The 12728-nt window shown below is 71.9% G+C and carries 13 protein-coding genes; 6 read left to right on the top strand and 7 right to left on the bottom strand.

Annotated elements, in window-relative coordinates; genetic code table 11:
• Positions 1-33: 33 nt before the first annotated feature.
• Both ACZ4VI_RS10815 and ACZ4VI_RS10810 read left to right on the top strand, forming a co-directional pair.
• Positions 34-1188 carry an acyl-CoA dehydrogenase family protein gene (locus ACZ4VI_RS10815; RefSeq protein WP_467998638.1) on the top strand — a complete coding sequence of 385 codons (1155 nt, stop codon included), beginning with the start codon at positions 34-36 and terminating at the stop codon, positions 1186-1188.
• Between the two features lie 96 nt (positions 1189-1284).
• Positions 1285-1911, top strand: a complete 627-nt coding sequence (locus ACZ4VI_RS10810) for a TetR/AcrR family transcriptional regulator (protein ID WP_467998636.1) — start codon at positions 1285-1287, stop codon at positions 1909-1911.
• Here the strand turns inward: ACZ4VI_RS10810 and ACZ4VI_RS10805 are convergent.
• Positions 1902-2363 carry a MaoC family dehydratase gene (locus ACZ4VI_RS10805; RefSeq protein ID WP_467998634.1) on the bottom strand — a complete coding sequence of 154 codons (462 nt, stop codon included), beginning with the start codon at positions 2361-2363 and terminating at the stop codon, positions 1902-1904. The genes ACZ4VI_RS10810 and ACZ4VI_RS10805 overlap by 10 nt on opposite strands.
• A 114-nt stretch (positions 2364-2477) precedes the next feature.
• On the opposite strand from ACZ4VI_RS10805, the gene soxR reads away from it, so the two are divergent.
• On the top strand, positions 2478-2948 hold the full coding sequence (gene soxR, locus ACZ4VI_RS10800) for a redox-sensitive transcriptional activator SoxR (RefSeq protein WP_467998632.1): 471 nt from the start codon (positions 2478-2480) through the stop codon (positions 2946-2948).
• Between the two features lie 61 nt (positions 2949-3009).
• On the opposite strand, the gene ACZ4VI_RS10795 is transcribed toward soxR, so the two are convergent.
• From ACZ4VI_RS10795 to ACZ4VI_RS10775, 5 genes are all read right to left on the bottom strand, one after another.
• The gene (locus ACZ4VI_RS10795) at positions 3010-4080 is read right to left on the bottom strand and encodes an RNA ligase (ATP) (RefSeq protein WP_467998630.1); all 1071 of its coding nucleotides are present in this window, start codon (positions 4078-4080) and stop codon (positions 3010-3012) included.
• A gap of 93 nt (positions 4081-4173) precedes the next feature.
• Positions 4174-4917 (bottom strand): 3-keto-5-aminohexanoate cleavage protein, encoded by a 744-nt coding sequence (locus tag ACZ4VI_RS10790; protein WP_467998628.1) that lies wholly within the window; start codon positions 4915-4917, stop codon positions 4174-4176.
• Between the two features lie 13 nt (positions 4918-4930).
• A complete protein-coding gene (locus tag ACZ4VI_RS10785) occupies positions 4931-5542 on the bottom strand; it encodes a hypothetical protein (protein ID WP_467998626.1) in 612 nt (203 codons plus the stop codon).
• Positions 5543-5698: 156 nt separating this feature from the next.
• Positions 5699-6907: a serine-threonine protein kinase gene (locus tag ACZ4VI_RS10780; protein WP_467998624.1), complete on the bottom strand. Its 1209-nt coding sequence runs from the start codon at positions 6905-6907 to the stop codon at positions 5699-5701.
• Between the two features lie 140 nt (positions 6908-7047).
• On the bottom strand, positions 7048-8301 hold the full coding sequence (locus ACZ4VI_RS10775; protein ID WP_467998622.1) for an exo-beta-N-acetylmuramidase NamZ family protein: 1254 nt from the start codon (positions 8299-8301) through the stop codon (positions 7048-7050).
• Between the two features lie 150 nt (positions 8302-8451).
• Here ACZ4VI_RS10775 and ACZ4VI_RS10770 point away from each other — a divergent pair, with 150 nt between their 5' ends.
• Genes ACZ4VI_RS10770 through ACZ4VI_RS10760 form a run of 3 tightly spaced genes read left to right on the top strand, consistent with a single transcriptional unit; the run spans position 8452 to position 11503 of the window.
• Positions 8452-9216 carry an SDR family oxidoreductase gene (locus ACZ4VI_RS10770; RefSeq protein WP_467998620.1) on the top strand — a complete coding sequence of 255 codons (765 nt, stop codon included), beginning with the start codon at positions 8452-8454 and terminating at the stop codon, positions 9214-9216.
• Positions 9213-10868 (top strand): class I adenylate-forming enzyme family protein, encoded by a 1656-nt coding sequence (locus ACZ4VI_RS10765; RefSeq protein WP_467998618.1) that lies wholly within the window; start codon positions 9213-9215, stop codon positions 10866-10868. The genes ACZ4VI_RS10770 and ACZ4VI_RS10765 overlap by 4 nt, the downstream gene beginning before the upstream one ends.
• A gap of 41 nt (positions 10869-10909) precedes the next feature.
• Positions 10910-11503, top strand: a complete 594-nt coding sequence (locus tag ACZ4VI_RS10760) for a TetR/AcrR family transcriptional regulator (RefSeq protein WP_467998616.1) — start codon at positions 10910-10912, stop codon at positions 11501-11503.
• Positions 11504-11508: 5 nt separating this feature from the next.
• On the opposite strand, the gene ACZ4VI_RS10755 is transcribed toward ACZ4VI_RS10760, so the two are convergent.
• Positions 11509-12723: an acyl-CoA dehydrogenase family protein gene (locus tag ACZ4VI_RS10755; protein ID WP_467998615.1), complete on the bottom strand. Its 1215-nt coding sequence runs from the start codon at positions 12721-12723 to the stop codon at positions 11509-11511.
• Positions 12724-12728: the final 5 nt, after the last annotated feature.

Raw genomic sequence — 12728 nt, 5'->3', positions numbered from 1 at the left:
TGGCCGGCGAAAGCCCTCCCGAAGGTCGGTGGCGTGGTGAACCTGGAGCTGAGCGAGGAGCAGGAAGCCGTACGGCAGCTCGCCGAGGACTTCGTCGCACGCGAGGTCGCCCCGCACGTCGTCGCGTGGGACCGGAGCGAGAACGTCGACCGGTCGATCGTGAAGAAGCTCGGGGCCGTCGGCTTCCTCGGGCTGACGATCCCGGAGGAGTACGGCGGTTCGGGCGGCGACCATCTCTCGTACTGCCTCGTCACCGAGGAACTGGGGCGCGGCGACTCCTCCGTCCGCGGCATCGTCTCCGTCTCGCTGGGCCTCGTCGCCAAGACCATCGCCTCCTGGGGCAGCGAGGAGCAGAAGCGCGCCTGGTTGCCCCGGCTCGGCTCGGGCGAGGCCGTCGGCTGCTTCGGGCTGACCGAGCCCGGCACCGGTTCGGACGCCGGCAACCTCGCCACCAGGGCCGTCCGGGACGGAGACGCGTACGTCGTCGACGGCTCGAAGATGTTCATCACCAACGGCACCTGGGCCGACGTCGTCCTCCTCTTCGCCCGGACCAACGACACCCCCGGCCACAAGGGCGTCTCCGCCTTCCTCGTCCCCACCGACACCCCCGGCCTCACCCGCCGCCCCATCCACGGCAAGCTCGGCCTGCGCGGCCAGGCGACCGCCGAACTGGTCCTGGAGGGCGTGCGCGTCCCCGCCTCCGCGATGCTGGGGCCCGAGGGCAAGGGCTTCTCGATCGCGATGTCCGCCCTCGCCAAGGGCCGGATGTCGGTCGCGGCCGGCTGTGTCGGCATCGCGCAGGCGGCCCTCGACGCGGCCGTGCGCTACGCGGGCGAGCGCGAGCAGTTCGGCAAGCCCATCGCCTCGTACCAGCTGGTGCAGGAGCTGATCAGCGACATCGCCGTCGACGTGGACGCGGCGCGGCTGCTGACCTGGCGGGTCGCCGATCTGATCGACCGCGGTCAGGACTTCGCCACCGCCGCCTCCAAGGCCAAGCTGTACGCCTCCGAGGCGGCCGTCCGCGCGGCCAACAACGCCCTCCAGGTCTACGGCGGCTACGGCTACATCGACGAGTATCCGGTCGGCAAGCTGCTGCGCGACGCGCGCGTGATGACGCTGTACGAGGGCACGAGCCAGATCCAGAAGCTGATCATCGGGCGCGCGCTGACGGGCGTGTCGGCATTCTGAGGGGTTCTGGGGCGTTCTGAGCCCGTGCGGAAGCTAAGCGCTTGCTCACCTTCGTTGTATGGTGTTCGTTCTGACGAGCTGGAGAAGGGGCGAACGATGAGCGTCGCGGAGGAGACGCCCGGCGGCGAGGACGCGCCGTGGGGCGAGGTCACGCCCGAGGCGGCCAGGCGGCTGCTCGTCGCGGCCGTCGAGGCGTTCGCCGAGCGCGGCTACCACGCCACCACGACCCGGGACATCGCCGGCCGCGCCGGCATGAGCCCCGCCGCGCTCTACATCCACTACAAGACCAAGGAAGAGCTGCTCCACCGGATCAGCCGCATCGGTCACGACAAGGCCCTGGAGATCCTCCGGGCCGCCGCCGACGGCGAGGGTACGGCGGGCGAGCGGCTGGCCGACGCCGTACGGTCCTTCGTGCGCTGGCACGCCGAGCGGCACACCACCGCGCGTGTCGTCCAGTACGAGCTCGACGCGCTCGCGCCCGAGCATCGCACCGAGATCGTGGCGCTGCGCCGGGAGTCCGACGCGACCGTGCGCAGGATCATCAACGAGGGCGTGGCGGCAGGGGAGTTCGACGTGCCGGACGTGCCCGGCACGACCGTCGCGGTGCTCTCGCTCTGCATCGACGTCTCGCGCTGGTTCAACACCCAGGGCCGCCGGACGCCGGACGAGGTCGGCGCGCTCTACGCCGACCTCGTGCTGCGGATGGTCGGCGCTCAGAAGTAGTAGCGGGAGACCGACTCGGCGACGCAGACCGGCTTGTCGCCGCCCTCGCGTTCCACCGTCACGGTCGCGGTCACCTGCACCCCGCCGCCGGCGTCCGTCACCTCGGTCAGGACGGCGCCGGCGCGCAGCCGCGAGCCGACCGGCACGGGGGCGGGGAAACGGACCTTGTTCGTACCGTAGTTGAGGCCCATCTTCATGCCCTCGACGCGCATGATCTGCGGGACCAGGGTCGGCAGCAGCGACAGCGTCAGATAGCCGTGCGCGATGGTCTTCCCGAACGGCCCGGCGGCCGCCCGCTCCGGGTCCACGTGGATCCACTGATGGTCACCGGTCGCGTCGGCGAACAGATCGATCCGCTTCTGCTCGATCTCCAGCCAGTCGCTGTGGCCCAGCGGCTCGCCGACCGCGGCGCGGAGCTCCTCGGCAGAGGTGAAGATCCTCGGCTCAGCCATGTTTCCCTCGTCCCTTCGTGACCCGTGAACGTGAACCTGTGACTCCTGTTTCTAAGCGCTTGCTCAGCATGTGGGGTGGTGGGCCCGCTGTCAACGGACAGTAGGGTTCGAGGGGTGCCGCAGATTCCAGAGAAGATCCATGAACTCACCGTCGGCCAGTTGTCCGCGCGCAGCGGCGCCGCGGTGTCCGCCCTGCACTTCTACGAGTCCAAGGGCCTGATCAACAGCCGCCGTACCAGCGGCAACCAGCGCCGCTACGGCCGCGACACGCTCCGCCGGGTCGCCTTCATCCGGGCCGCGCAGCGCGTCGGCATCCCGCTGGCGACGATCCGCAGCGCCCTCGCCGAACTCCCCGAGGAGCGCACGCCCACGAACGAGGACTGGGCACGGCTCTCGGCGACGTGGCGCACGGAGCTGGACGAGCGGATCAAGCAGCTCGGACGGCTGCGGGACCACCTGACCGACTGCATCGGCTGCGGGTGCCTGTCGCTGCGCACCTGCGTGCTGTCCAACCCCGACGACGTGATCGGCGAACAGCTCACCGGCTCGCGGCTGATGGGGGAGCGCAGGCCGGCGCAGGCGTAGGCATACGAGAAGAGGGGCCCGCCACCCCCGTGGACGGGCCCCTCGGTCCTTGCGGGACGGCTCACTCGTACTCGGTGCCGCCCTTGCGGGTCAGGTAGGCCGGGCTGACCGCCTTCGCGATGGCCCGCCCGCCGACGACCGGGCTGTACCGCTCCGTCACCGGGCGGATCACGACCCCCTCCCGCAGATGCAGCTCGCGCCCGGACACGGTCTCCCGCCCGCTCGCCAGCTCCAGAACGGTGTCCCGGTCGTACGGCCCTGCGTACAGCCGCGGTACGAGCGGCAGTTCGTCGGCCTCCAGGACCTCGGCCGGGTCCAGCCACCGCACCTGGCCGTCGATCTCGGCGGACACGTCGAAGACCGCGTAACCGAGGTCCTCGCTGCGGGCGTTGGCGCCGTAGCCGAGGTCTTGCACACCGGCCCCGTACACCTCGCCGAACAGGCCGACCCGGCGCGCGCCCAGGCGGGCGGCGAGCCGCGCGGCGACCGCCGGGACGCCGTGGCCGTGGACGGCCCGCCAGTACAGGTTCCGCGGGTCCTCCACGAGCGCCAGGCCCTTCGCGCCGAAGCCCTTCGAGGAGACCTGGACGCGGCCGTCCTCAACGATGTACGTGGTGAGGCAGGCCGAACCGTGCAGCTTCTCCGTCAGGACCACCGGCTCGCCGGGCTCGAAGATGTCCGGATAGCGCTGGAGGTTCTCGATGTCGACCCACGGCAGCAGATCGGGCGCGGGCTCCACGTCCCCGCTCATCGTCGGCGGGATCGGCGGCGCCCACTTCGTGATCCCGAGCAGCTCGGCGAAGTCGGTCCCCTCGGCTGCCGCCGAGGCCAGATCGACATCGGCCAGCGCCTTCGGCCGGCACACGATCCCCTGCGAGAGCTCGCCCCGCAGCCGCACGGCCTTGACCCGGTCCGAAGCCTTCCCGGCGAGCCGCCCGGTCAGCCCCAGCTCGTCGACGAGCGCGGCGGGCAGCACGGCCTGCTCCGGAATGTAGACGGCGACATCACCGCTGCGGTACGCGCCCTTGGCGACGACAGCGCGGTACAGGCCCACCTGGGCGAGTTCGAGCGCGTCGGCGTTGGGATGGGCGTGGACGGCCAGCGTTTCGGCGGTGACGCGCAGCGTCGACATGTCAGTTCTCCGGTGCCTCGGGTGTCGTTCTCATCGCCGGACACTCTGCGGGAACGGAATTCGGTGGGCCACCGGATTTACGCTCTGGTACGGTCACGCCTCTCGCGCCGCCGCCACCAGCTGGGCGTTGGACTCCGCGGGGGTGCCGTCGGGCAGGAACAGCGTGTCCTCCAGGCCGATGCGGGTGGCAAGACCGAGGCGGCGGGCCAGGCGCAGGACCGGCCAGGCGCCGCCGTCCTCGCCGTGGAGGAGGACCGGCGGGCCGTGGCCGGTGGCCAGGTCCGCGAGGAGGGCGCGGGCCGTGGACTCGGCGGTCGCCGGGTCGGGGTCGGTGACCTCCGCGAGGATTCGCAGCACCCGGGGCGCCAGGGGCGAGCGGAGAAACCGCTCGGGACCCTCCGTACCGGACCACAGGCCCGCCTCGACGCCCACGCCGCGCTCCAGGAGCACGGCCGCGAGCTCCTCCGCGCCCGGCTCGTGCCAGTTCACCGACGCGTGGTCGGGCAGGACCGTCCAGGCGCGGACGCGCTCCACCCGCCGTACGGGATCGGGCTCGGCCCAGGCGCCCGTGGTCACGCCCACCGGGACGCGCACGGCCTGCCGTATCGCGGTCAGCGTCTCGGCCAGGACCCGGGGCGACAGCGTGTCGCTCCCGCACGGGGTCCTGGGGTGCACATGGACGTCCCGCGCGCCCGCCGCCACCGCGTGCGCCGCCGACTCCGCCATCGCGCCCGGCGACATCGGAACGGCCGCGGAATCCCCCGGTCCGCGCGTCCCGTTCAGACAGACCTGGATCAACGTCTTCCCCCGTGGGCCCCCGTTGCCCCCGCTGCTCATGGTGTTCCGCTTCTCAGGCCACCGACGCCAGCCGGGGCAGCGCCTCTCCCCGCGCCCGCGCCAGCGCCCCCGCCGTCAGGACCACCCGCGGCACGACCACACCGCACTCCGCGCACACCGGGCCGAACCACGGCTCGTCGGCCAGATCCGGCCGCCACTCGATCCTGCTCCCCGCGCACACCGGGCAGTGCTCCCCGGGCGCGGACTCCAGCGCGGCGATCAGCCGCCGCAACACCTCGGCCAGCGGCTCCGACGGATGCACCGCCGGATCGTCGCACCGCGCCACCCCGTTGCCGCCCCACGTCCGCCGGTGCCAGTCGTCCAGCGCGCCCGGCCGGCGCAGCCCCTCGTGCTTCTCGCGCCGCCGCCGCGCCGCGAACTCCGTCTCGTACGCGAGCCACACCGCCCGCGCCTCCTCCAGCTCCTCCAGCGCGGCCACCAGCCGCCCCGGATCGAGCTCCCGGTCCTCGGGCCCGAACCTGTGCCGACGGCACAGATGGTCCCAGGTCGCACGGTGCCCGTACGGCGCGAACCGCTCCAGGCACTTGCGCAGCGAGTACCTCCGCAGCGCCGTGTCGTTCCCCGGATCGCGCACCTGTCTCGCAAGACTCCGGAAACCGGCCATCGCTCCGCACCTCCGTCGCTGGTACTTCCGCGTCAAGGACGTCATGGAATGGACGAACGACGGACCCTCGGTGTTCCATCGAAAATTCGATGGGGTCCATCAGAGGCGCGCGGGGGAGGCCTGATGCGGAACGTACCGCTGGGACTCGCGGGTGACCTACCCCCTCCCGATCCGTCCCGCCGACACCACCACCCGGGCCAGCTCCTCGTGGCAGATGTCGCTGTGTTCCCCGACCACCTCCGCCGCGTCGACGCTCACGCAGCCGGACGGCGGGAGGCCGTCGCGCAGGGCCCTCGTCAGGGTGAGTGCGGGCGTGTCCGGGACCGCCTGGATGCCGTCGTGGCCGATCGCCCACCAGCGCTTGTCGCTGCCGAGCAGCGAATCGGCGTCGCGGGCCAGGCGCGAGGCCAGGGGGTAGATCACGCGCAGCGCGGTGTCGTGGCGCGAGTAGCAGGCGACCACGGGCCCGTCGACCCGCTGTTGCAGATCGCGCAGCGCGCCGCCCCTGCTGGGCTCGTGCGGCAGCCGGGCCGCGAACGCATAGTGCGAGAAGGCTCCTTGGAGCAGCGTCACCGAGGCCACGTTCCGCGCGCCGGCGGGCAGGCCGCGCAGGGCGTACGAGACGAGCCGGGCGCCCATGCTGTGCCCGACGAGATGGATCCGCAGCCCGGGGGAGGAGCGGGCGACCTCGCCGAGCAGCGGGCCGAGGCCCCGCTCGCCGACGGTGCCGGCACGCCGCTTCATCGTGTAGTACGTGGCCTGGCGCAGGGCCTCCTTGGCCCCCTTCCAGTACCGCGTCAGCCTGCCGCCGAACGCCTCGCGCGGGGTCGGCACGCTGCCGGGCCCCGCTGCCTCCTCCAGCGCGTCGGTGAACATCGCGCAGACGGCCACCGGGTCCGCAAGCAGGAAGTCGGGCACCGGCGTCGCGTCCGGACCCTCGACGAGGGCGCTGCTCCTGTCCGTGTCCGTCAACTTCCGGAGCAGATCGCCGAATTCCATGAACGCGGACTCGTCGTCCGGCTGCTCCTGGAGCAGCGTGGCAAGCCGCCCCACCACCGCCTTCTTCCCGGGGTGCACGGCCGCCACCGCCTCGAAGTCGGGGATCGGCTCGTCCGAGAACATCATCGACGGCCACACCACCCCCACGTACCCCACCCGCGCCACCGGCCCGAGGATCTCCGGAAAGGGGGCGAAGAAGGCCGAGTACAGCCGGGTCGCCACGGAGCGGGAGTTGTTCCACCCGTGGGCGAACATCACCACATCCGTGACCCCTTGGGCGGCAAGCCCCGCGAGGGCCTCGCGCTGCCCGCCCGCCGCGTCGCCCTCCTTGTCGAAGGTGATCTCCCGGTACGGCTCCACACTCATCCCGGCCATGGTCTGCCCGTCCCTCCGCGTCGAGGAAGCTGCTGGGGAAGCTCTTCCCGCGACAGCATCCTGCGCGCACGGAGGGACGGCCAGGTTTTCAGCAGAGACGCGCCGCGGAGACCTCGGTTGTGCCCCGCCCGTCACCGGTACAGCAGGTACTCCTTCCGCACCGCACGGAACGCGGCCAGGTCCGCGCCCCACGCCCCCACCACCTCGTCCGTGTCCGCGCCCGCGTCGATCAGGGTCCGTACCCGCGTCGAGCCCGTCAGCTTGTCGATCCAGTTGTCCGGGCGCCACGCGAAGCCGCTCCACGAGCGCCTGGCGCAGACGAGGAGCCCGATCCCGCAACGTACGGGGTCGAACGCCGCCCGGTCGTGCACCTGCACCTGGACCCCGCCGACCGTCTTCCCCTGGAACTTGGAGAACGTCGGGGCGAAGTACGCCTCCCGGAACCGCACCCCGGGCAGCTCCAGGGCGTTCGCGGCCTCCGCCCACCGCCGGTCCACGCCCTCCGCGCCCAGCAGCTCGAAGGGGCGGGTCGTGCCACGGCCCTCGGAGAGGTTCGTGCCCTCGAAGAGACAGGTGCCGGAGTAGACGAGCGCGGTGTCCGGCGTCGGCATGTTCGGGCTCGGCGGCACCCACGGCAGCCCGGTCGCGTCGAAGAAGTCCGAGCGCTTCCACGCCGACATCCGTACGGTCTCCAGCTCCACCGGCGTGGCCAGGAACTCCCCGTTGAACAGCAGGGCCAGCTCCGCCACTGTCATCCCGTGCGCCTGCGCGATCGGTTCGCGTCCCACGAAGGTGGCGAAGGCCCGGTCGAGGACCGGGCCGAGTGCCGCCCGGCCGGTCACCGGGTTCGGCCGGTCCAGGACGACGAACCGTTTCCCCGCAAGCGCCGCCGCCACCATGCAGTCGTAGAGCGTCCAGATGTACGTGTAGAAGCGCGCGCCGACGTCCTGGATGTCGAAGACGACCGTGTCCACGCCCGACGCGGTGAAGACGTCCGCGAGCGGCTGCCCGCTCTTGAGATACGTGTCGTAGACCGGAAGCCCGGTCGCCGGGTCGTCGTAGCGGCCCTCGGAGCCGCCGGCCTGCGCCGTGCCCCGGAAGCCGTGCTCGGGACCGAAGACCGCCACCAGGTCCACCCGGTCGTCACCGTGCATCACGTCGACGATGTGGCGGACATCGGACGTGATCCCGGTCGGGTTGGTGACGACGCCGACCCGCTGCCCGGCGAGCGGCGCGTACCCGCCGGCGGCCAGCCGCTCGAAACCGGTACGGACCCGCCGGCCCTCGCCCTCGTGCGCTCCCGCCACCGGAGCGGCCACCGCGCCGACTCCGACCGCGCCGCCGGCGGCCAGCAGGCTCCGTCTGGACAGGCTCGACAGGTTCATACAGAAACCTCCTTGATCGCCTTGCCTGACATGGCCACGCACGCTAGCGCTCCTGACGGCCCTGGGGAACGAGGCATGCCACGGGACTTTCGCCGGCACATACCGACTGGTTAGTCTGCTCGCACTGTCGTAACGGAGAGGCGGATCCCGATGAGTACGGTGCAGGGTTCTGGAGTGGTCGTCACGGGCGCGGGAGGCGGGATCGGGGCCGCGCTGGCCCGCCGGTTCGCCGCCGAGGGCGCCCGGGTCGTCGTCAACGACCTCGACCCCGGCCGCACCAAGGCCGTCGCGGAGGAGATCGGCGCCACCGCCGTCCCGGGCGACGCCTCGGAGATCGTCGAGGAGGCCCGGGACGCCCTCGGCGGCACCGTCGACGTGTGGTGCGCCAACGCCGGACTCGCCTCCGGCGGCGACGCCTTCGCCGACGAGGCCGTCTGGGCCGCCGCCTGGGACGTCAACGTCATGGCCCATGTCCGCGCCGCCCGCGCGCTGCTCCCCGACTGGCTGGAGCGCGGCAGCGGCCGCTTCGTCTCCACCGTCTCCGCCGCCGGCCTGCTGACCATGGTCGGCGCCGCGCCGTACAGCGTCTCCAAGCACGGCGCGTACGCCTTCGCCGAATGGCTCTCCCTCACCTACCGCCACCGCGGCCTCAAGGTCCACGCGATCTGCCCGCAGGGCGTCCGTACGGACATGCTCACCGCCGCCGGATCGGCCGGCGAACTCGTCCTCGCCCCCACCGCCATCGAGCCCGAGGACGTTGCCGACTCCCTCTTCGACGCCATCGACGCCGACCGCTTCCTCGTCCTCCCGCACCCCGAGGTCGCCGACTACTACCGGACCCGCGCCACCGACCCCGAACGGTGGCTCGGCACCATGAATCACATTCAGCAGAAATGGGAAGGACCCCGCGCATGACCTCGACGGAGTCCGCCTACGCGGCCAAGCCCTGGCTCTCTCAGCTCACCGAGACCCAGCGCGCGCCGATAGCCCCGCCGCCCACCGTGCTGCACGCCTTCCGCGCCGCCGCCGAACGCGCCCCCGAACGCCCGGCCCTCGCCTACTTCGACGGCCGCCTGACCTACCGCGAGACCGACGCGCTCTCCGACTCGGTCGCAGGACACCTCGCCGCCCAGGGCCTGGAGCGGGGCGACCGGATCGCGATCATGCTCCAGAACAGCCCGCACTTCGTCCTCGCCCTGCTCGGCGCCTGGAAGGCGGGCGCCACCGTCGTCCCGCTCAACCCGATGTACAAGTCGGGCGAGGTCGGGCACGCCCTGCGGGACTCCGGGGCCGTGGCCCTCATCTGCTCCGACCGCGCCTGGGACAGCTACCTCCGGGAGGCCGTCGCCGACTCTCCCGTACGGATCGCGCTCACCGCCTGCGAACGCGACCTCCAGACCCGCGACGACCCGCGTGTCCTCGCCTTCGAACCGGTGAAGACGGAGGTCGAGGACCTCCTCACCGTCGCCCGCGCCGGACACCCCGCCCCCGTCGGCCGCGAACTCACCGGCGACGACGTCGCCCTGATCAGCTACACCTCCGGCACCAGCGGCACCCCCAAGGGCGCCCTCAACCTCCACCGGGGCATCACCTACAACGCCGAGCGCCAGCGCACCGGACACCCCGTCCCCGAAGGCGCCGGCTACTTCGTGCTGGCCCCGCTCTTCCACATCACCGGCATCGTCTGCGAGCTCGCCGTCTGCTTCGCCAACGCCGGTACCCTCGTCCTCGCCTACCGCTTCGACGCGGGCGTCGTCCTCGACGCCTTCCTGGAGCACCGCCCCGCCTTCACCGTCGGACCCTCCACCGCCTTCATGGCACTGGCCGCGCACCCGGGGGCCACCCGGGACCACTTCTCCTCGTTCCTGGTCCTCACCTCGGGCGGCGCCCCCGTTCCGCCGGCGCTCGTGGAGAAGTTCCGGGCCGGCTTCGGCCCGTACATCCGCAACGGCTACGGCCTCACCGAGTGCACCGCCCCGTGCGCCGCCGTGCCGCCGGAGAAGGAGGCCCCCGTCGACCCCGCCTCCGGCACCCTGTCCGTCGGGGTCCCCGGGCCGGACACGGTCGTCCGCATCCTCGACGAGACCGGCGCCGAGGTGCCGTTCGGCGAGCAGGGCGAGATCGCCGTGCGCGGCCCGCAGGTCGTCCCCGGCTACTGGCGGCTCCCCGAGGCCACCGCCGCCACCTTCCCCGAAGGGGAACTGCTGACCGGGGACATCGGCTTCATGGACGCGGACGGCTGGCTCTACGTCGTCGACCGCAAGAAGGACATGATCAACGCCTCCGGGTTCAAGGTCTGGCCGCGAGAGGTGGAGGACGTCCTCTACACCCACCCGGCCGTCCGCGAGGCGGCCGTCGTCGGCGTCCCCGACGCCTACCGGGGCGAGACGGTCAAGGCGTACGTGAGCCTGCGCCCCGGCGCGGCCGTCGAGCCCGCCGAGCTGTCCGCCTACTGTGAGCAGCGGCTCGCCGCGTACAAATACCCCCGCGAGGTCGAGATCCTGGCTGAGCTGCCCAAGACGACAAGTGGGAAGATCCTCAGAAGGGAACTGCGTTCCCTCACGTAGGACAACACAGATCGATGATCACGAGAGAAAGGCGGCGGCGCATGGCCAGGACGACGGACGGGAGCGGCACCCCCGTCCCCCAGAGGCTGCTGGCCGCCGCCACCCGGCTCTTCGCGGAGCAGGGCTACGACCGCACGTCCGTCCAGGAGATCGTGGAGGCGGCGGGCGTCACCAAGGGCGCGCTCTACCACTACTTCGGCTCCAAGGAGGACCTCCTCCAGGAGGTCTACTCCCGGGTCCTGCGGCTCCAACAGGAGCGGCTCGACGCCTTCGCGGACGCCGACGCCCCGGTCGAGCAGCGGCTGCGGGACGCCGCCGCCGATGTCGTCGTGACCACCATCGAGAACCTCGACGACGCCTCGATCTTCTTCCGCTCGATGCACCACCTGAGCCCCGAGAAGAACAAGCAGGTACGGGCCGAGCGTCGTCGCTACCACGAGCGGTTCCGCGCCCTGATCGAGGAGGGGCAGCAGGCCGGGGTGTTCTCGACGGCGACCCCGGCGGACCTGGTGGTGGACTACCACTTCGGCTCCGTCCACCACCTGTCCACCTGGTACCGCCCGGACGGTCCGCTGACGCCGCAGCAGGTCGCCGACCAGCTCGCCGACCTGCTGCTGCGCGCGCTCCGCCCGTAGCGTCGCTACAGGTACCTCTTCAGCTCCCGACGGGCCAGCGACCGCTGGTGCACCTCGTCCGGGCCGTCCGCGAGCTTCAGCGTCCGCGCGCCGGCCCAGAGTTCGGCCAGCGGGAAGTCCTGCGAGACACCGCCCGCGCCGTGCACCTGCACGGCCTTGTCGAGGATCTCGACCACCGCGCGCGGGGTCGCGATCTTGATGGCCTGGATCTCCGTGTGGGCGCCCCGGTTGCCGACGGTGTCCATCAGCCAGGCCGTCTTCAGGACGAGCAGCCGCAGCTGCTCGACCGTCACCCGGGCGTCCGCGATCCAGTTCTGCACGACGCCCTGCTGGGCGATCGGCTTGCCGAACGCGGTACGGGAGACGGCCCTGCGGCACATCAGCTCGATGGCCCGCTCGGCCATGCCGATCAGCCGCATGCAGTGGTGGATCCGGCCGGGTCCGAGCCGGGCCTGCGCGATGGCGAAGCCGCTGCCCTCCTCGCCGATCAGGTTCGCGGCCGGGACGCGGACGTCGTGGAAGACGACCTCGGCGTGACCGCCGTGGGAGTGGTCCTCGTAGCCGTACACCTGCATCGCCCGGCGCACCTCCACACCCGGGGTGTCGCGGGGCACGAGGATCATCGACTGCTGGCGGCGGATGTCCGCGCCGTCCGGGTCGGTCTTGCCCATCACGATGAAGATCTTGCAGTCGGGGTTCATCGCCCCGGAGATGTACCACTTGCGGCCGTTGATGACGTACTCGTCGCCGTCGCGGAGGATCCGGGTCTCGATGTTGGTCGCGTCCGAGGAGGCCACCTCGGGCTCCGTCATCGCGAACGCCGAACGGATCTCCCCGGCCAGCAGCGGCTCCAGCCACTGCTTCTTCTGCGCCTCGTCGCCGAACTGGGCGAGCACCTCCATGTTCCCGGTGTCGGGCGCCGCGCAGTTGAGGGCGGTGGGGGCCAAGTGCGGGCTGCGGCCGGTGATCTCGGCGAGCGGCGCGTACTGGAGGTTGGTAAGACCCGCCCCGTGCTCGGCGTCGGGAAGGAAGAGGTTCCAGAGTCCCTGGCGGCGGGCCTCCGCCTTCAACTCCTCGACGACGGACGGGGTGTCCCACGGCGAGGCGAGCAGCGCGCGCTGCTCGTGGGCGGTCTCCTCGGCCGGGTAGACGTACTCGTCCATGAAGGCGAGGAGCCGGGCCCGCAGCTCCTCGGTGCGTGCGTCGTATGCGAAGTCCATGGCGG

Source organism: Streptomyces sp. NPDC029169 (assembly GCF_055563935.1).
This window is presented reverse-complemented; position numbering and strand designations above follow the sequence as displayed.